Below are 17919 nucleotides of genomic sequence, written 5' to 3' on the forward strand. Positions count from 1 at the left end.
AGCAATCAATCCAATCAATCCATAGTGTTCAGTTCATGCAAGGCTTCGCGGGCGAGTTGCCGTTGCTCTCGGGCGCGAGCAGCGGCGGAGGAGGCCATGAGGGCGTCAGCTTCGGTGTGCCAGCCGGTGCCGTCATAACGCAGGTAGTTGACGAGGACGATCGTGTCAGCCGCCTCGGTGTCAACCTCGTGTTGACTGCGAATCCATTGGGCGCGTGCGTCTCTGAGGGCACCGAAGGTGGCCGACCAGGCGCGCGCTTTGGTCATGAAGTGGCCGCCGAAGCCGAGCATGTGCGCCCATTTGCGCAGCCGGAACCAGCCCGTATCGCCGCCGAGGTTCCAGCAGGCGGCGATGAGCCGGGCGATGTGGTCGCCCTCGGGGTCGGCGTAGCCCCCCGGTGCGGGACGAGGACCAGCGGATGCTCCTCAGGGGAGCGCGGCCATTGCCGCGCTCGGCATCTGCGCCCTCGCCGACCAGGTCGATCCAGGCCCAGTCGTAGCGGCGCAGTCGTTTCGCTCCGTTCCCGGCCGAGCGCCTCTGCCAGGCGATCCCGGCCTGCTCGATCGCCTCCGCGGCCGTGGTCTTCCCCGATTCGACAACGACCGGGGTGGTGGAGGAGACGGCCAGGACATAGGACAGTCCTCGCCGCCTGAGCCGTGCCCGAAGCGCAAGTAGAGGCGGACATCGACCGCCGCGTGCCGCGATCATCGTTTCCGCCCTGCGCCATGCAAGGTCTAACGAGCGGGGCTTGGAGTGACGGTAACCACAATTTGATCTGTCTGGGTTCGGCGCGGGATAGCCGCGCCTCTCCACCAGAATGTGCACATTGGAAACATGAACGTCGGTTTGTTCCGAGTGTGCCTGCGCGTTCACCTGTGGGCTGCCTCGATTGGCCGTAGGTTCGGAGTTTCCATCGGACAGCACGACCTCAAGGAGGAGGGTGCATGGGTTCTGGAATGCGACGAGGGCTTGCGGCCGCGGTGACGATCGCCGCGGTCGCCGGGTCCGTCGTGACGGGGGTGCCGGCTGCCGCGGCCACCGGCGACGAGGTCCTGACTTGGGGCCGCAATCAATACGGCCAGTTGGGGAACGGCGCCACGAATGCCGCAGGGGAGCCGATCCTCGGCCCGGTCGCACTGCCCGCCGGCACCAGTGTGACCGCGGTGAGCGGCGGCTATGGGTTCTCCATCGCCCTGACCACCGACGGCGAGGTCCTCGCGTGGGGCCAGAACGACGTCGGCCAGCTCGGCGAGGATTCGTTCACCAACAGCACCGAGCCCGTCGAGGTCGACCTCCCCGACGGCGTGTCGATCGAAGCGATCGCCGTGGGTGACGACCACATTCTGGCGCTCACCGCGGACGGCGCCGTGCTGGCGTGGGGTTACAACGAGTGGGGCCAGCTCGGGAACGGCACGAACGATGAGAGCGGTGTTCCCGTCGAGGTCCAGCTCCCGGCAGGGACCACCGTCACTGCCATTGAGGCCGGTGCCGGACACAGCCTCGCGCTCACCGCCGAGGGCACGGTCTTCGCCTGGGGCGACAACGACTTCGGCCAAGTCGGCGACGGCACCACCACCGAACGGACCACGCCGGTCGAGATCCCCCTTCCCGATGACGCGACCGCGACCATGATCGCCGGCGGTGACGACCACAGCCTGGCTCTGACCTCCAGCGGCGAACTGCTGGCGTGGGGCTACAACGGCGGCGGCCAGATCGGCGACGGGACCACCACGACCCGGACGTCGCCGGTGAGCGTCCACCTCCCGGCCGACACCGAGGTCGCCGCCATCGCCGGTGCGAGCGGGTTCCAGAGCTTCGCGATCACCGCCAACGGCGAGCTGCTGGCCTGGGGCGACAACTCGTACGGCCAGATCGGCGACGGGACCAACACCAGGCGCACCGAGCCGGTGTCCGTCCACATGCCCGACGGCACCGAGGTCACCGCCGTCGACTCAGGCGACGACCACGCCATCGCGCTCACCTCGGACGGCGCCGTGTACGGCTGGGGATACAACCGCTACGGCCAAGTCGGCGACGGGACCACCACCAACCGCAACGAGCCGGTCCAGGTCGTGCAGCCGGAGGCGTACGCTTTCGTCGCCATCGGCGTCGGCAGCTACCACAGCCTCGCGATCGCGCAGTCGCCGCAGACCGCGACCACGCTCACCGCCGACCCGCTCGAAGCCGAGCTCGGCGACGAGGTGACGTTGACCGCCGAGGTCGCCTGCACGACCGGCACGCCGACCGGCACGGTCGCCTTCTTCGTCGACGGCGAGGAGTTCGGCACCGCCGCACTCGAAGAAGGCGTCGCGGTGCTCGTCACCGATGCGCTGACCGAAGGGGAGCGCGAGATCGTCGCCCACTACGAAGGTGACGGCCTCTGCCCGCCTTCCGACTCCGAGCCCGTCACCGTCACCGTGACGTACACCGAATGCGACTTCCCGCCGTATGAAGACGGGGGCGAGGACGTCGACGGGGACGGTGACGGCGACGACCTGCCCTCCGACGACGGCACTGATGGTGATGGCGACGGCGACACCGATGATCCGCCCTCGGACGGCGACGGCACCGACCCGCCTTCCGGCAGTGACGGGGACGGCGACGGCGCGCCCGGCACTGACGGCGGCAGCTTGACTGCGAGCGACTTCAACGGCGGTGACCCGCCGTTTCCCGGTGGCGAAGCGGAGCAGCCGGGCCCCTGCCAGGGTCTGCCCGAGACCGGCAACAACACCAGCGTCGCCGCGGCGGCCGGTCTCGCAGTGGCGGCGCTGGGAACGCTGCTGCTCATGGCGGCCCGACTGATGCGCAAGCTCGCTGGAAAGCGATAGCGAACGAACCGGCCGTGCCCAGTACGGAGCCGCTCAGCGACGAGCATCGTCGCTGAGCGGCTCCGGGGCGCGGTATCGGAATTGCGCCCGGGTTCGTGGATCCATGTGCCGGAGGCGGGACTTAGCTTGCGTTTTAACCTGTTTAGCCTGTGCTGCAGGGTGTTTGAAAGCATCCTGAGGTCGATGGTTCATCATCGTCGTTGTGCCACAAGAGTTCGCGACTGCATCCGCTACTGAGCCGGGGCAAGCCAGGACGGCCGGCGACCCGTCAGCTTTGTCGGCGTTTCGTGGTGCGTTCTATGCTGCGATCGGTGCTCCTGCTCCTGCTCCTGCTCCTGCTGATGCGGTGTACTGGTGCCGATCGGCACCAGTGGATACGCTGTCTATCAGATCAAGCCCAACGGCAATGTCGTTTTCAAGACAATCCTGGAGCGTCGATGACTTCGCAAGATGAAGCAACCCTGAGTGAGTCCTTCTGGCTGCTAGGGGATGGCGAAGAGAAATTGGTGCAGCGGATTCTGAAGCGGCGGTTTCCGCAGACCTATTCAGATCTCTCGACAAGCCTGGAGACTGCTGACCCGATGGAGGTGGTTTATCCGGGAAATCCAGACGAATATTCAGACGTTGTTCGAGAGTTGATAGTCCTGCTGGCTCCTGTGAACGGAGATATCTCAAAGATTGGCGATTCAGAACTAGAACATCTCGTTATCGAGGCGCTGCACCGATGTTTTGGAGAAGAAGCGGATGGTCCCAGGGTAGTAAACGTAGTGCGTCTACTCCGGCAACTTCGACCTTGAAATCTCACCTAGCTTGCGCTTTAATCTCTGGGCCGTTCCGGTGTGAGATGACCCCGGCGGCCATGATCCGGACCCGGTGGTCGGCCTGGAGCTCATGACGCCTGGCTCCGAGCTGTAGTCTTCCGCCCGGTGGAGTGACCATCGCGATCTGACGAGTTCGCGGACCGATCCAGGAGGGTCATGTGGAGGACGAAGAGCCCGTACGATTTTCTGAAATCGGTATGGACGATGTCGACTATGTGGTCAAGATGGTGACGATGGATGAGCTTGTTGCGGCTCATGAGCTTTCGAAGGAACGGCGTTGGGGAGCCGCTTGGAGTTCAACTGATGCTCTGAGGGCGGAGCTAGATCCGTCCTCCCCGAAGTTCCTGCTCCCTGCCATGAGAAATGCAGCTGGTGACATGGAGGTTGAGTCCTTGCGTTGCCATCTCTGGTTTCTCCCTCGCCAGGGACCAAAGCTCGGTCGCGCAACGACCTTCGATATCGAGCTCACTCGCTTTCGAGCAATGCGAACATGCGAGAGGTTGCGAAGCCGTTGTGTGGCTCCCGTTTTCGTGCCAGCAGAAGTTGTACCTCTTCTAGCACGGACCCAGTAGTTCGGCGGTGCAGTTCGAGCGCGCCGAGGGCGGCGACTGACATGCCTTGCCCGTAGACAGGATCGACGGTGGCGACCGCGTCGCCGAGCACGAGGAATCCGAGACGCCCTGCAGCATGCGACGGTCTATCGAAGCGACGCGCTCGCGTTTGTCTCATGGATCAACAATGTTGGCTTCGATGAGATTGCCCCGCGCTATAGGCATGCCGGCGAGGAGCAAACCCGCCAAGCCATAGAGTCCGGCCAAGATTCGGCCCGTGAGGGACATGTGAGTCAGATTACCGGGCTGGTGGCCCGAGCACTTGCGCCGGTTCTCCGGAGAGGCGACGTGCAAGAATGGCAGTGAAACTTCAATACCATTGTGGCGCTTGGTGTTACAGAGATCCGGTATCAACTTGGATGCTGTTCTTGATGGTTGAGTACGGCGATAGCACGAGCGGTTTGTGTGGCCAAGCAAGGGTCGCAGCGGAGCCTATGCAGGATGCACCATTTCTTGAGCGGGCGAAGACGCGCTCGCCGGGCGCGCGCGGGTGGCGCCCGAACCCGGCAGGCCGGCATCGATCAACGTGACGGATCGGCCGCGCCCGGCCAGGTGGTACGCCAGTGATGCCCCGATGATGCCGGCGCCAACCACGACAATGCTTCCCTCCGCCATGGCACCGGCACTCCGACAGGCGACGGCGTCGAGCTCGCCACGCTCAACCGGCACTTTGGCGACGCCCGTCCCCACTCAGTGGCAATCGGATCCGTCAAGTCCCAGATCGGGCACACGAAGGCGGCCGCGGGGGCAGCGGGCCTCATCAAGATGGCGATGGCGCTGCACGACAAGATCCTTCCGCCGCACATCAACGCCGACGAGCCGTGCGAGGAGGCGACCCGTGCCAAAGGCGCCGTCTACGTCAACGGCACCGCGCGGCCATGGATCAGGGAGCCGCACCGGCCTCTGCGGCGAGGGGGCGTCTCCTCGTTCGGTTTTGGCGGCGTCAACTTCCATGTGGTGCTTGAGGAGCACGACGACCCGGCCGGCAGGCTGTCGCACAGAGTCCCGTTCGCCTGCCTCTGGCACGCCCCCGACCCCGCAGTGCTGCTCGACCGGCTCACCTCGGGAGCGCCTGCCGATCCTGAAGCCGCGATCCCACCCGATCACGCTCGGATCGGGTTCGTCGCCGCCGACGAAGGCGACTACGACACCCGGCTCACGGCGGCCGTCACCGAGCTGCGCGACCGTATCGACGCCGACGAGTGGAACCGTGACGGCGTCTTCTACCGCCGCAGCGCGGGAGGCGACGGCAGCCGGGTTGCGGCGCTGTTCACCGGGCAGGGCAGCCAGTACCCGGGCATGGGGCACGATGCGACGAACGCCTTCCCGCCGGTGAAGGCCGCATTCGACGAAGCCAACCTCATCGGCCCAGGGCAACCGCCCCTGTCCGAAGTCGTGTTCCCACCCTCGGGAACCGGCAGGCCACGGCGAGCGAACGGCTATCCACAGGCCATCCACAACCGGAGATGGCGACCGGGGCCATCGGAACCATCCAAACCCGACCCTTCGTGGAAGCCGACACGCATACCGCCTTTGTGGGACCTGCCGGCCGTGTCGTGACCTGTCAGGCAGGGGACCAATCCGTCGCGTCCGGAGTCGCAGACAGCCGAGACAGCGATGCTGCGCCACCGCGGCCGGAAGTCGCGGTCGAGTGACGCGAGTCCGGCTGGACTCGCCCGAATGACGGTGCGTTCGTCGCAAGCGGGTTCGGCCTTGCCAGCAGCGCTATGAGATCTCGTAGTGGATCTCCATGTCCTCGCCGAAGCAGTTCAGGGCAAGGTTGCGAAACCGCTGCACGAGGTCGCTTTCGTGCTCCTCGACGACGCGGACCAACCGGTTGAGTTCGTCGACCAGGTCGAGGGCGTCGGTGCCGCGCGCGAGCATGAGGTTCCGATGCGGCCTGATCCGGCCGAGCATGGCGTACCCGTCGTACTTCCGCGCCAGGGCGTTGAAATCGCCGTCGAGCGCTTGGCTGCTGTGGATGTCGCCGAAACCTCGAGGTCGACCACCGGTTCCTATATAGAACCGGTACAGGACCATGTACATCGCGAGTCCAATCTTGGTCGCAGGAGCTGGGTCAGAGCGGCATGCGGCCCATTAGGTCACACCATGACGGTCACGGGCGCGTGCGCTGGATCGGTGCCGCAGTGGAAGATTTGGAGGTCGTAGCCGCGGCCGATGGTGACGTCGACATCGTTCCGGTGCTGGTTGTGCCACTCGGTCAGATGTTGTTCCTCTACTGGCATCCAGTACGCGACCGTGTCGGTGTCCCATTCGGACCCCGCCACGGTCAGCAGCGGTTCGGCCGGCGCACCGCACTCGCAGGTCACCTCGTGTGCACCGAACAGGGCCCAGGCGGTGCCCCAGCCGCCGGTCTTCCATCCTGGGACGACCGCGATATCTCGGTACGACGTCCCAGGGTCCTCGTTGCCTTCCCACGCTTCGACCGCTTCGTGCAAGGGTTTTGGCAGCAGGTCGTAGTCGGGGTAGTCGGTGACCGGTTCGGGGGTGAGGGTGCACGGATGCGGCACGTACTCCTGGTACCCGACCACGGTCGACCCCGGTGGCCGAGCCGAGACGCCCGCGAAGCTGCCGGTGTCGCGCCAGTAGAGGTGCACGCTCGGCCAGGACTGGTGTGGTTCATGGTCGAACGGGCACCACAGCACTTGGAGCAGGTCGAACCAGTCGCCGAACGGCAAGCCTGGCACATCGCGATAGTAGAGCTGCGCGACGGGTATCAGGGTCTCGGGCGCGCCTGGGTCGGTCTCGCCCCAGGGGTTGCGGCCGGGGAGTCTCAGCCCGTCGAGGAACGCGCGCTCGTCGGGAGTGAACCGGTGGTTCCTCGGCAGGTGCGTCCTTGTCCGTGCCGTCTCGAGCATCTGCCGGCGCCGGGCGACTTCGTCAAGGGTCATCGCCTCATGCCAGATGTGCGATCGCCCGCACGTCGGCCAGGGGTCATCTTCGGGCCACAGCAGCGGCCCGCCGATGGAGGACTGGTCGGCGGTCGGCTTACCTCGGCGTGGATGCAGGCGGACTGCGGTGCGGGCGAGTGGCGAGAGCCCGGGCCACAGCGCGGTGACATCGACGGGGCGGGGCGGGGTAGTGAACGGCATGGCGAAGTCGCTTCAGCACTTCAGCAGTCCGGCGCGGGGGTGATGCTGAACTGCATGTTGAGGTACGTCTCGGTTGAGCTCAGCGAGGTTACGGTCAGGTTGGCAGGACAGATGGTTTCACTGCTGCTAAGGATCTGGCCCGATTCCGGCAATTCTTCTGCGAGCACCGATGCGAACCACTCGGTTCCCGCGACTTGATCTGCTCCGGTGACCGCCGCCGCGGTCCAGCAGGTGTTCAGGAAATCCTCGGTGGTATGAGTGCGGATGCCGAACGCGTGACACGTGAACCAGTCGACGTTGTCGCCCTCGAATCCGATGGCCGCGAAGAGCGTCGCCCCGTCCTGCATCCCTTCGCCTGCGTAGTAGCCGCCGGTTTCGGGGTCGAAGCTGATCAGGTTTTCCGGCCGTTCGGTCTGGAGTGTGTCTTCTTCGGGCCAGACCAGTTCGAAGGCGTTGAAGGCGGCTTTCCATTCGCTGATGCCGGTCTCAGTCGGCACGGAGGGAAGGGGCGCCTCGTTGACGAGGTCCGCGACGGTGGTGTCGTGCTCGACGATGTAGCCCCGGTTCGCGGCAAACCAGAACGTGAGGGGAAGGATGAAGAAGGCGAGCATCATGGCGCTGGCAACGAATTTCTTGGAATCACGCGGGGAGAAGAAGAACTGCACGAGCGCGAGTGCAATAAGCGCGCCGGTGAGCGTCAGTCCCAAGGGGAGCGCGTGTTCGGCGATGAACCTCATGCGCGGTCCTGCGAGAGGTGAAGCGGTGTCATGGGCGGGGTCGGGCTTTCCAGTTGTGGGTCGAGGGTCCGGCCAGTATACGGCCGAGCCGTGGTTGGGCGGTTCCGTCAACTGTCCGTGAACAGTCCAGTACCTAGCGGATTGGCCGCCGAGTGATAACCGCTCCGGGATTGCAGCGAGTTGGACCACGCGATCATGCTCGACGCTGTATCCGAGGACAGGACTGTGGTGGTCGCCGCCTTCGGCATCCATGAGCACCGGCTTCCCCAGCCGCCGGCCGATGGCGGTGAGGAACCCGCAGAAGAGGTCCAGTTGTTCCTGACCTTGAAGCTCACGCAGGACAGGATCGCGCTCGCCGCGGGGACCGGAAGCACTGCAAGCCCTTCGGTGTACTCGCACCTCCACCTGCGCTCGGCGACCAGGTCGAGGACCGCTTGCCAGTCCTCGGTTGAGGTCTGGGGGACGACGACGTCCGGAAGGGTTCCCATGAGCTCAGGGTCGAAGAGATCACGAACGGCATCCCAACGCAGATCACTCACGTGTCGCCACCCGTAGCGCCCTTGGCACGGTCGTGATCGGGCGCGAGGCTGCGGAAGCGGGATCGCAGCGTTCCTGCGATGGTGCCGATGAAATACAGCCGGAACGCCGCAGCCCCGGCGAAGAGGAGGAGTGACAAGGACGCGTAGAACAGGCCGTCGCTCCAGGTCGGGTCGCCGAGATCGGGGGAGACCCGACCGAGCGGGTCGAGGACGACGATCTGGTGATCGCCGACTTGCAGCGCTTCATCCCGGTCCGTATCGATGGTTGGCGAGTCCCATCCGATGCACCGGAACTCGTGCTCGGACATGGGTTCATCGCCGTCGTCGGTGTGGGAGACGTAGTCGCGGCGGGAAGTGACGACGCATTCGACGTCGACACCGTGGTGCGCGAGCGCGAAAGCGTCGAACGCGGGAATCAGCGAACTCATACCGGCAATGATGATCAGTGGAAACGCCAGAGCGAGCTTCCAGTTCCGTCGCGACGGTCCCTGAAAGCTCAATGTGATGGCGGTGGCGACCGGTGCGGCGACGGCGGCGAAGCTGAGCAGCTGACCCAACCACGTAAGCGGGGCAGAGGAGAACTGGGCCAGCCACAACGCGGCTGATGTCGCTGCGGCCGCGGCGAGGGGGAGCGCGACGGCGAGAATGATCTCCCTTCGAGCTTCGATTAGCCGAGCTTCTTGGCGCTGGCGGGGGTGGGTACTGCGGGGCATAGGGTTCCGGTCTCAAGTGGTGCGAGCAGGTGTCGTCTGGAGCAAGAACACGAGCGAACCCGTCGTTAGGCCTCTTGACGGGGTTGACCGAGCGGCTGATACACGGTCCTGCCCATTCGCCGCGCTTCCAACGCCAACCCGAGCCGCGCCCGGTTGAACTCGCCGCACCGCGACAGCGCTTGTTCAGGCGGGAAGAAGCCGAACTGTTCGATCTCCCCTGCCCGCAACCGGATCAGATTGGGCTCGTCGATGACGCCGCTGTCGAAAAGATAGAACGTCAACGGCTCGTCGACATACCCCGTCTCGGTCAGCCAATCGAGTACCAGCAGATCACCGACTGGCAGGGCCACCCCGATCTCCTCTTCGACCTCCCGCGCGCAGCCCTGGTGCGGCGACTCTCCCCGATCGACCCAGCCGCCCACGAAGCCCCACTCATCCCTGGAAGCGGGCTTCACTAGCAGTACCTGGCCGGAGACATCGGTGATGAACGCAGCCGCGACGGTACCCGAGACGGCGATCCGATCAATGAGCGCCCGACTGGAAGGATCAGTTTCCACCATGCAGCAAACCCTAGCGGGCCAACCCCATGCTGCCAGCAGGTCGCTACCCGAAGGCCAGACGCCATGGCTCGACTGCCAGCAGTGTCACTCCCCATCCTTACCATCTCGCACATGAGCAACACTTGGATCGCACGATACTGCGAAGGCTGGAACGGGCCCCAAGCCGAAGTCGTGGGCCCGATCGATCCCGCGGAAGCGCGGCGAAGGGACACCATGGGTCTCCCTTATTCGGTCGTCGTCTCCGAAGGGACCATACCGCGGTACGTTCTCGACATCGCTTGGGGCCAGGATTACCTCGCGCGCTGGAACCTCGACGATCGCAAGCGCCGGGTTTCCCGTGCGGTCCACCGGCGGATGCCTGACGGAAGGCTGTTCGAACGCAAACTGACGCAATGGCAGTACGAGGACACCGATGTCGACGGCGACCCGGTGCTGGCCCGGGAGACCTTCGATCGCGGTCTCAACGGCGTGACCGACGTCTACGACCGGGACCGGAGTGGATCCAGCCATACCAGGACAAGGGAAACCCCGAGTGAGTTCATGCGTGCACCGGTGACCTTCGGATCGTGGACGTCAGTGCTCGGGATTGACCAAGACCTCCACGAAGCACCCGGCCCTGCGCGGTCCAGCGAATCCTCATTGCCCCGCCCTTGGCTCCCGCCGATGCCGTACCAGGCGCCCTACCTGGGCAACTTGCTGAACGAGGGAGCGACAGTAATCTTCGAGGATTCGAGCACGCCTGTGGAAGTCCAGCATGAGTATCTGGGTCTGCTCGGTCTGCCCACAGGACGAGTGGTCGCATGCGACCCGACCTGGGGAACGAAAGTGGAGCCATTCACTGTCGCAGTGGCGCCCGGGGATTACCCGGTCGTCGAGATCCAGATCCACCAAGCGTCGGGCGGGTCCTGGGCCGCCGCCGGCTTCCTGCTGCGCATCTCGTACGAGGCGACTGCGACATGGGAGCTGGCCCTGCGCCCGGGGCAAGACGTCAAGTGCCTCGATGACGGCCACTTCTACGGTTTCGGCGTCGACGCCGGCTTGGGATCTCTCATGGACGCCTCCACGCACGAGGCCCTCCTCGCATATATCGACGGGGACCACTACCAATTCCATGACGAGGTGGTGCTCCGTCAAGAGTTCACGATCCCCGAAACCGACCTCAATCTCTTCGCATACGGCTGCTACCTCGGTGACGGCTCCTATCCGACATGGATCGGCCGAGACGAGGCCGGAGCCGTGACCTGCTTCCTCAGCGACATGCTCATCGTCGACAACGGCCAGCCCAACGACGATGACGAGACCTTCGAACAGGACTGGTAGCCGAAGCGCCGGGCCCGCAGCCGCGTTGAGTGAGGATGCATCCACTGCGCCCATTCCTGCCTCCGGCTGGAAGCACCGTGTTGTTCACTCCTGCCGCGCGGCGTTGTCGATGAAGCGGGCCAGGAGGTCCTGCAGTTGGCGACGATCGGCCGCCGACAATGGCTTCAGCAGGCGCGTCATGACCTTGGCGGTGCTGGCCTGCGCTTCCTTGAGTCGTTCCTCGCCCGCGGTGGTGATGTGGACGGTATAGCTGCGGCGGTCGCGTTCGTTGCGGTGGCGCTCGGCCAGGCCCTGGCGCTCCAGCTCGTCGACGATGTGGACCATCGAGGACTTGTCGACTTGGAGCCGGTCGATGAGCTCGCGCTGGCTCATCGGCCCGGCCTCGGCAATCTGGCCGAGCACGCCGAGGTGACGCAACTCGACGCCGTGTTCCTGCAAGGCGCGGTTGGTCGCGGCCCGGGCATAGCGGTGGGCCAGGTACATCTGGCCGCCGATCTGCACGCCGAGCGCTGCATCGGGTTCGTCCATGCCCACATCATAGACGGTTTGACAGATAGTCTGTATACAGATAATCTCAATTCATGCATATTCTAATCAAAGGCGCCGGCCTGGCCGGCCCGCTGCTGGCACAGGGCCTGATGCAGGCCGGCATCGACGTCGCGCTGTACGAGCGCGAGGACGCCGACCAGCCGAGTCAAGGGTTCCGCATCCACATCGCCCCCGAAGGCGACTTCGCCCTCCGTAGCCACCTCCCGAGCCACCTGTATGCGGAGATCGCCGAGACCTCCGGAAAGCACGGATCCGGGGTCCGGTTCCTGGACCCCGACCTAACCTCGTCCACGAGATGCTCGTCCCACCTGCCGAGGACGAAGCGGCCGGACGCCACCTCACCGTCGACCGGCAAACGCTGCGCCGCATCCTGCTCACCGGCGTCGAGGTCCACCACGGCGCCCCCTTCGAACGCTACGAACTACCGGGCGGCGACCGGGTCCGCGCCCACTTCGCGAACGGCGAATCCGCTGAAGCCGACCTCCTCGTCGGCGGCGACGGCACCCACTCGCGGGTCCGCGCCCAACTGCTCCCGCACGCCCGGGTCCTGGAGACCGGCCAGACCGAGATCTACGGCAAGACCCCGCTCACCGGCGAGGTCCGCGCCATCGCGCCCACCGCCGCGCTCGACGGCTTCTGCTCGATCATGGGTCCCGACGGGCGCTTCGTCTCCCTGGCCGCCCATGAGTTCGCCTCCGGCGAGGGCAATGACTACCTCATGTGGGTGGTCGTCGCTCCGGCTGAGCGATTCCCACACGGCCTCAATGCGATGGACGGCGCGGCGCTCGCCGAGACCGCTGCCGCAGCCGTCGACGACTGGCACCCCAGCATCAGCGCACTGGTGCGGCTCACCGATCCGGCTACGGTCAACCCAACTTCGATCCTGACCGCAGAGCCTCTGGCGCCGTGGGAGACTGTGCCGGTCACGCTCATGGGCGACGCAGCGCACACGATGATCCCGCAGGGCACCAGCGCTGCCTTCGCCCTCAAGGACGCCGCGCTGCTTTGCCGCCGCATCACCGAACGCACCGGGCCGCTCCTGGACGCCGTCCGCGCCTATGAGGCTGAGATGCTCGACTCAGGTTTCGCCGAGGTGGCCCGTGTCCTGGAAACCGCCAGGGCGAACGGGACCACCGGTTGATCCGGCGCTGGGAGATCGACGACGGCCTCGGCGGTATCGCCGGTGCAATTATCGCCAGCTTCACCGCTAGGAACTGGGTTCGTGTTCGGACTGGTTGTGCGGGGCGTGGTTTCAGATTCGCTCGTTCAACGGACATGGCGAAACCATGGGATATCGACGACGAGCTATGGGTCCGGGTCAACCCGATGCTGCCGGTTCACCGGCCCGGGAAACGTCGGCCGGTCCCGCTCGATGACCGGAAGTGCCTGCAGAGCATCCTGTTCGTCCTCTATACCGGCATCAACTGGAAACACCTGCCGCCCGAGCTCGGCTTCGGATCCGGTATCACCTGCTGGCGGCGGTTCCGCCGCGCCTGAGATCTAGCCGGGGCGTGGAGACTTGCCTCAGGCCCGCGCTATTGAGACCTGGGAGCACGCTGCACGACCCGGCCGCTACGGAGGTTGTCCACCTCAGCCACTGCCAGGAGCAGGTGTTGGCGGAGCTGGTCCCTGTGTGCTGTCGCTTGCTGAAACCGACGGGCGCTGGTTTCGGCGGCAGTTCGGGCCTTCCTGAGCCGCTCCTCGGCGATGCGGTGCCATACCGCATGGGACTCGACCGCTAGGGACCATGCCTCGGCAGTCCGGAGTGATCCGGGGGTTCCAATGACACGGGCCCACATCTCCCGGTGTTCGGCTATTCCCTTGATCTTCGCCGCCCGCATCCAGGCCTCGTCGATGTTCGCTTGTGCGTGGTTTTGCTCCTTGTAGGCGACCTCAAGCTGGGAACTTGCGTATTTGAGGGCGGACTCTGCAACCTCGAGTTCTTCTTGCGCGTCGCGTGCTTGGTCAATTGCTTCCGCAAGGCCATTGATGACGAGATGCTGCGAACTAGTTTCGCGGCGGGCGGCGAGTTCGAGGGCGAAGCCAGCACTGCTGGAGGGAAGGCGGCTCTCCTTCATGATCCTTTCGAACTCGAGTTCGGTTCCTAGCACGAAAGACGTCGTGGCTTCGCGATTCAGCGACAGCTTCCCGGCAATCGGGGCAGGGATGCCGATGCTCCAAAGGACGCGTTGGATCCGCTCGGGTGAAGGTGTCGTTTCTCCATGTATCAAGTCGGTTCGAAGCCGTCGGAATCGGGCCAGGAGGATGTCCCCCTCGGTCGGGAGGCGGCCATGCTGCAACTCGGCCGTGCCCGCAGTGGCGGCTGTGGTCCGCTGGGCTGGCGTATTCACGGCCGTGGTGCTCGACTCCAGGTGAGGGTCTCGATTAGCCATTAGCTGGTTTCGGACGGTCAGCCACTGCTCGATAACGGTCTCCTCCGCGTCGATCGCGAGAAGGAAGCCGTGAAGTGTGCGCCGGCGAGGGACGCGGATGTGCTTCGGGTTGCACAGGTCGCTGATGGTCGTGGGCCCCAGCCCCCGTTCGCCGACAATTTCAGCGATGTGGGCCTTCTTGGTCTTGTCCGCGAGCTCCTGGAGCGAAAGTCCCGAGCTGGCGCGGAGGCGTCGCATCTCAGTGCGTAGCACGGCCACTGTTGGCGGCGGGAGCGGCTTCTCTGCGTCGAAGTAGTCGTTCCACGGCACGAATGACACGTTCGAGCGTGAGCCTCGCAGTAGTTCCCGGTGCTGTGCCTCCCACAGCTCCCGGTTCCCATCGCACGCGTAGACGTAGGCGGTCGTAGCCGCCAGCGAGGGAACGATGGATCCCGCATCGACTCCGTGCAGCGTTGCCACGCTGACGCCGGTGCGGCGCTTCATCGTTCGGTACGTCGGGTCCCCGGCCCGCTGGCGGAGCTCACGCAGTGCTGCTTGGAACTCCGCCAGCCGGGTACGGGGGATCGTGTCCGATCCCCTCATGGCGCTACTTGTTCTGCTTCCAGGCGAAGAAACCAAGGGTGACTAGCAGCGCATCGACGATCGCGACCGCTTGCCTGTAGGTCGCGCCCTGCGTGTGGAGGGCGAGCACGCCCACCACCATTGCGAGGAGCAGGAGGATGTAACCGATCGGGATCGGCGGCAGCGCCGTGGCGCCCGCGAACGGAACCGGAGGCGGCGGCACGAAGCGCGCCATCGCGGCCGGGACCTTCGGGATGTGGTGGACGAGCCCGGTCATCGGGACCGGGGCCATGCGGATGCGCTTGCGCGCAGGGGGCGTGGAGCCCATGGTGGTGCACCCTCTCGTGAATCGAGCTCCCGTACCCCGACGCGGGTGCGCCGGGGTACGGGAGTAACAGTCGGCAAAAATGACGGCGCGGGGTCCGGAACGGATCCCGGTTGCTCTCCACCGCGCGTGTACCAAGCTTAAGCGCATCGCTCGACAAACCGGCCAAGCACTGCGCCCCATGATGTCAACTCGTTCGCACTGCGCCCCTGAGGAAACGGTTGCATAGTCGACATGTTCGGCGCCAAATAGTACTGTCCAAATCATCGAGACTGCTTGAAAGACCAGGGAGTATCCTTAGTGGATTTGTTCTACGATTTTTCCCGAGTTGCGGTTCGTGCAACAGACAAGGTGAATGCAAAGCTAGTGACAGCCCTAGAGAGTCCCCCTGAGCAGGCAAGTGACCGGGTACGTGAGAGCGTGACTCAAATCACCTGAGAGTTTGATGCCGTTCACGGTATCGAATCCATTGTGCCTGCGATGTGACTCCTAGTATTGGCTGGAGGCACCGAGATTGCGTCCTTAACAGTCGGCACGAACTCGGTCTGCGGGCCCCCGCTGCTCTCGGGGGCCCGCTTCATTGCGCCCGCTGCTGGCTGAACCAGTGGTCGGGCCACTGGTCGTGGCTGGGGGGAGCCGCGTCACGCAGTGATGGGCGAGTCAGCCGACTTGAGGTTCAGGGAAATCCGCGTGTCGCCCACATGTTCATGTACTCGGCGAAGTGGTCGACGCGACGCAGCGACTTCGGTCGCCGCGACACATGCATCTCGTTGCAGTGGAGCCGGATCGACTGTTCAGCGTGGAACAGTTTCCCGATACGAGCGCCGAAACCGGTGGTCAGAACGGCGGGCCAGTTTAGCTGTGGATGACCTGTGGATACGCCGACGGAAACACGTGTTAAGCCGCAGGTCACGGGTGCCATTCGAAACCGTAGGTTGTGGGTTCGAGTCCCACTGGACCCACTTCATGACCGTCCCGGTCGGTGCCCGCCGACCGGGACGGTTTCGTTTTGCGATGCAAGGGGTGTGACCTGGGGCATGATCGGCACCTTGGTGTTCACGGGACTTGTCCGAGGGTTTCCTGAGGCGTAATGAGCCGGTGACACGGGCCGGTCAGAGTAGTGGCCGAGGCCCCGGAACCGACCGCGGCGCCGGGGGACCACCCCGGCCATCGCGGGGCGGGCCTCACCGCCGCACCGGCGCGGCACGCATCTCGCATCACCGCCCGGAAGGAAACACCGATGGACGCTTACGGAATCTTGGCAATTCAGCTGTTCGGCACCGAGGCGCGCTCGGCACTGCCCGACGCCCCCGTCGTCGCCGACCGTCCCACCCTGCTCAGCCGGATCGCCGGCGGCGTGACCGCCGCCCGTCGCGGCCTTATCGCCCGCGACCTGCGGGCGGCTTCCGAAGCCGCCCTCCCGAAGCGGGCCGACGTCCGCCGCGCCGCCTGAGGCGCAACAGGGCCGGGCGGCACCTCCACGGTGTCGCCCGGCCCTGCGCCGTTCCCGCCGTCCGGGGCGGCGGCCCAGCCTCCACCGCACCGCCGCCCTGGACCCGCTCGTATGCACAGGCGCCCTTGGCATCCCGAGCCGGCAGCGCCGGCGCTCTAGCCGACCGGCCTGCCGTCGATGTACGCCCGTTCGACCTTCGAGTAGATGTCGAGCGGGTCGCCCGACCAGATGCAGAAGTCGGCGTCCTTGCCGGCCTCGAGTGAGCCGAGGCGGTCGTCGACGCCCATGATCTGCGCCGGGTTGATCGTCACCGACCGCAGCGCCGTGTCGCGGTCGAGCCCGGCCTTCACCGCCAGCATCACCTGAATGATCAAGTGCTCGATCGGGACGACCGGGTGGTCCGTGGTGATCGCGAGCTTGACGCCCGCCGCGGCGAGCTTCGCGGCGTTCTCGGGCCACCGGTTCGCCGTCTCCACCTTCGACCGCGAGCACAGCAGCGGCCCGAAGATCACCGGGATCCCCCGCTCCGCGATCACGTCCGCGAGCAGGTGCGCCTCGGTCCCGTGGTCGAGCACCAGGTCGTACCCGAACTCCTCGGCCACGCGCAGCGCCGTGGCGATGTCGTCAGCGCGGTGGCAGTGCTGGCGCCACGGGATCTCGCGGTCGAGGACCTTCCCGAGCACCTCGAGCTTCAGATCCCGGTCGCGGCCCTCCCCGCCCCGGTAGTTCTCGGCCTCCACGAACGCCTGCCGCAGCACCCCCGCCGTGCCCAGTCGCGTCGAGGGCGTCTTCTTCTGCTCGCCGTACACCCGCTTCGGGTTCTCGCCCAGCGCCGACTTCACGCCCGACGGCGACCGCAGCACCATCTCGTCCACGAACCGGCCCACGGTCTTGATCGCGACGGTCTCGCCGCCGATCACGTTGCCCGAACCCGGGTTCACATTCACCGCGAGCACCCCGCCCTCGAGCGCCTCGGCGAAGCCCGGCTCGGCCGGGTTGATGCCGTCCAGCGCCCGCACGTACGCCGTGTTCGGGTCGGTCATCTCGTTGGTGTCGTCGCCCGCCCAGCCTTCGGCCACCTCGTGCACGCCCAGGTGCGTGTGCGCGTCGATCAGGCCCGGCATGATCCACCTGCCGGTCGCATCCTCGACCGGGACCCCTTCCGGCACAGGAAGGTCTGCCCCGCCGACGGCGCTGATGCGGCCGTTCTCGACGAGGATGACGCCGTGCTCGATCGGCGCTGACGTGATGGGGACTACGCGTGCGCCGCGCAGCGCGAAACTGGCCTCGGACATGGACCCGCCTTCCAGATGGCTCGTCGGTGGGGCGTTGGCCCCGCCGCCCATCCTGCCCGATGCGCTAGCCGCGCGGCTAGCGCGCTGGCCGCTTCGTGGAG

Annotated in this window: 16 protein-coding genes and 3 pseudogenes; 7 read left to right on the plus strand and 12 right to left on the minus strand. The window is 65.7% G+C overall.

Features of this window, described 5'->3' with window-relative positions; genetic code table 11:
* Nucleotides 1–14 precede the first annotated feature (14 nt).
* Nucleotides 15–365 carry a replication initiator gene (locus J5V16_RS22970; protein ID WP_332842096.1) on the minus strand — a complete coding sequence of 117 codons (351 nt, stop codon included), beginning with the start codon at nt 363–365 and terminating at the stop codon, nt 15–17.
* Between the two features lie 579 nt (nt 366–944).
* Here J5V16_RS22970 and J5V16_RS22975 point away from each other — a divergent pair.
* Both J5V16_RS22975 and J5V16_RS22980 read left to right on the plus strand, forming a co-directional pair.
* A complete protein-coding gene (locus J5V16_RS22975) occupies nt 945–2828 on the plus strand; it encodes an RCC1 domain-containing protein (RefSeq protein ID WP_208499496.1) in 1884 nt (627 codons plus the stop codon).
* A 311-nt stretch (nt 2829–3139) separates the two neighbouring features.
* Nucleotides 3140–3625 carry a hypothetical protein gene (locus J5V16_RS22980; RefSeq protein WP_208499499.1) on the plus strand — a complete coding sequence of 162 codons (486 nt, stop codon included), beginning with the start codon at nt 3140–3142 and terminating at the stop codon, nt 3623–3625.
* 1067 nt (nt 3626–4692) lie between these two features.
* Here J5V16_RS22980 and J5V16_RS25860 read toward each other — a convergent pair.
* Complete coding sequence (locus J5V16_RS25860; RefSeq protein WP_208499501.1) at nt 4693–4875, minus strand: FAD-dependent oxidoreductase; 183 nt, start codon at nt 4873–4875, stop codon at nt 4693–4695.
* 9 nt (nt 4876–4884) lie between these two features.
* Here J5V16_RS25860 and J5V16_RS22990 point away from each other — a divergent pair.
* Nucleotides 4885–5820, plus strand: a pseudogene (locus J5V16_RS22990) (hypothetical protein); the annotation flags it as partial.
* A gap of 165 nt (nt 5821–5985) precedes the next feature.
* Here the strand turns inward: J5V16_RS22990 and J5V16_RS22995 are convergent.
* From J5V16_RS22995 to J5V16_RS23015, 6 genes and pseudogenes are all read right to left on the minus strand, one after another.
* Nucleotides 5986–6306 carry a hypothetical protein gene (locus J5V16_RS22995; RefSeq protein ID WP_208499504.1) on the minus strand — a complete coding sequence of 107 codons (321 nt, stop codon included), beginning with the start codon at nt 6304–6306 and terminating at the stop codon, nt 5986–5988.
* A 56-nt stretch (nt 6307–6362) separates the two neighbouring features.
* Nucleotides 6363–7172, minus strand: a complete 810-nt coding sequence (locus J5V16_RS23000) for a hypothetical protein (RefSeq protein WP_208499507.1) — start codon at nt 7170–7172, stop codon at nt 6363–6365.
* Between the two features lie 221 nt (nt 7173–7393).
* Nucleotides 7394–8110 carry a hypothetical protein gene (locus tag J5V16_RS23005; RefSeq protein ID WP_208499509.1) on the minus strand — a complete coding sequence of 239 codons (717 nt, stop codon included), beginning with the start codon at nt 8108–8110 and terminating at the stop codon, nt 7394–7396.
* 174 nt (nt 8111–8284) lie between these two features.
* A pseudogene (locus J5V16_RS25865) lies at nt 8285–8649 on the minus strand (hypothetical protein); the annotation flags it as partial.
* Nucleotides 8646–9206 (minus strand): hypothetical protein, encoded by a 561-nt coding sequence (locus J5V16_RS23010; RefSeq protein WP_208499511.1) that lies wholly within the window; start codon nt 9204–9206, stop codon nt 8646–8648. The pseudogene J5V16_RS25865 and the gene J5V16_RS23010, both read right to left, overlap by 4 nt.
* 221 nt (nt 9207–9427) lie before the next feature.
* A complete protein-coding gene (locus J5V16_RS23015) occupies nt 9428–9922 on the minus strand; it encodes an NUDIX domain-containing protein (protein ID WP_208499512.1) in 495 nt (164 codons plus the stop codon).
* A 111-nt stretch (nt 9923–10033) separates the two neighbouring features.
* On the opposite strand from J5V16_RS23015, the gene J5V16_RS23020 reads away from it, so the two are divergent.
* Nucleotides 10034–11242 (plus strand): DUF4241 domain-containing protein, encoded by a 1209-nt coding sequence (locus tag J5V16_RS23020; protein WP_208499514.1) that lies wholly within the window; start codon nt 10034–10036, stop codon nt 11240–11242.
* A gap of 84 nt (nt 11243–11326) precedes the next feature.
* Here the strand turns inward: J5V16_RS23020 and J5V16_RS23025 are convergent, their stop codons facing one another.
* Nucleotides 11327–11770, minus strand: coding sequence for a MarR family winged helix-turn-helix transcriptional regulator (locus J5V16_RS23025; protein WP_208499516.1), 444 nt, complete (start codon nt 11768–11770; stop codon nt 11327–11329).
* Nucleotides 11771–12086: 316 nt separating this feature from the next.
* Here J5V16_RS23025 and J5V16_RS23030 point away from each other — a divergent pair, with 316 nt between their 5' ends.
* Both J5V16_RS23030 and J5V16_RS25870 read left to right on the plus strand, forming a co-directional pair.
* A complete protein-coding gene (locus J5V16_RS23030) occupies nt 12087–12932 on the plus strand; it encodes an FAD-dependent oxidoreductase (protein WP_208499518.1) in 846 nt (281 codons plus the stop codon).
* A 134-nt stretch (nt 12933–13066) separates the two neighbouring features.
* Nucleotides 13067–13273, plus strand: a pseudogene (locus tag J5V16_RS25870) (transposase); the annotation flags it as partial.
* Between the two features lie 53 nt (nt 13274–13326).
* Here the strand turns inward: J5V16_RS25870 and J5V16_RS23040 are convergent.
* Both J5V16_RS23040 and J5V16_RS23045 read right to left on the minus strand, forming a co-directional pair.
* Complete coding sequence (locus J5V16_RS23040; protein WP_208499522.1) at nt 13327–14667, minus strand: hypothetical protein; 1341 nt, start codon at nt 14665–14667, stop codon at nt 13327–13329.
* Between the two features lie 103 nt (nt 14668–14770).
* On the minus strand, nt 14771–15073 hold the full coding sequence (locus J5V16_RS23045; RefSeq protein ID WP_208499524.1) for a hypothetical protein: 303 nt from the start codon (nt 15071–15073) through the stop codon (nt 14771–14773).
* Nucleotides 15074–16310: 1237 nt separating this feature from the next.
* Between J5V16_RS23045 and J5V16_RS23050 the strand changes: the two genes are divergently transcribed.
* Nucleotides 16311–16523 carry a hypothetical protein gene (locus tag J5V16_RS23050; RefSeq protein WP_208499526.1) on the plus strand — a complete coding sequence of 71 codons (213 nt, stop codon included), beginning with the start codon at nt 16311–16313 and terminating at the stop codon, nt 16521–16523.
* 155 nt (nt 16524–16678) lie between these two features.
* On the opposite strand, the gene J5V16_RS23055 is transcribed toward J5V16_RS23050, so the two are convergent.
* Entirely contained in the window at nt 16679–17818 is a 1140-nt protein-coding gene (locus J5V16_RS23055; protein ID WP_208499528.1) for an amidohydrolase, read from the minus strand.
* Nucleotides 17819–17919 lie beyond the last annotated feature (101 nt).

Source organism: Glycomyces niveus, from assembly GCF_017592475.1.
Taxonomy (GTDB): domain Bacteria; phylum Actinomycetota; class Actinomycetes; order Mycobacteriales; family Micromonosporaceae; genus Glycomyces; species Glycomyces niveus.

Excerpts from the sequence above, each read along its gene's own strand:
- J5V16_RS22975 (WP_208499496.1), top strand. The coding sequence starts at position 945 with ATGGGTTCTGGAATGCGACGAGGGCTTGCGGCCGCGGTGACGATCGCC.
- J5V16_RS25860 (WP_208499501.1), bottom strand. The coding sequence starts at position 4,875 with ATGGCGGAGGGAAGCATTGTCGTGGTTGGCGCCGGCATCATCGGGGCA.
- J5V16_RS22995 (WP_208499504.1), bottom strand. The coding sequence starts at position 6,306 with ATGTACATGGTCCTGTACCGGTTCTATATAGGAACCGGTGGTCGACCT.
- J5V16_RS23000 (WP_208499507.1), bottom strand. The coding sequence starts at position 7,172 with ATGACCCTTGACGAAGTCGCCCGGCGCCGGCAGATGCTCGAGACGGCA.
- J5V16_RS23005 (WP_208499509.1), bottom strand. The coding sequence starts at position 8,110 with ATGAGGTTCATCGCCGAACACGCGCTCCCCTTGGGACTGACGCTCACC.
- J5V16_RS23015 (WP_208499512.1), bottom strand. The coding sequence starts at position 9,922 with ATGGTGGAAACTGATCCTTCCAGTCGGGCGCTCATTGATCGGATCGCC.
- J5V16_RS23020 (WP_208499514.1), top strand. The coding sequence starts at position 10,034 with ATGAGCAACACTTGGATCGCACGATACTGCGAAGGCTGGAACGGGCCC.
- J5V16_RS23025 (WP_208499516.1), bottom strand. The coding sequence starts at position 11,770 with ATGGACGAACCCGATGCAGCGCTCGGCGTGCAGATCGGCGGCCAGATG.
- J5V16_RS23030 (WP_208499518.1), top strand. The coding sequence starts at position 12,087 with ATGCTCGTCCCACCTGCCGAGGACGAAGCGGCCGGACGCCACCTCACC.
- J5V16_RS23040 (WP_208499522.1), bottom strand. The coding sequence starts at position 14,667 with ATGAAGCGCCGCACCGGCGTCAGCGTGGCAACGCTGCACGGAGTCGAT.
- J5V16_RS23045 (WP_208499524.1), bottom strand. The coding sequence starts at position 15,073 with ATGGGCTCCACGCCCCCTGCGCGCAAGCGCATCCGCATGGCCCCGGTC.
- J5V16_RS23050 (WP_208499526.1), top strand. The coding sequence starts at position 16,311 with ATGGACGCTTACGGAATCTTGGCAATTCAGCTGTTCGGCACCGAGGCG.
- J5V16_RS23055 (WP_208499528.1), bottom strand. The coding sequence starts at position 17,818 with ATGTCCGAGGCCAGTTTCGCGCTGCGCGGCGCACGCGTAGTCCCCATC.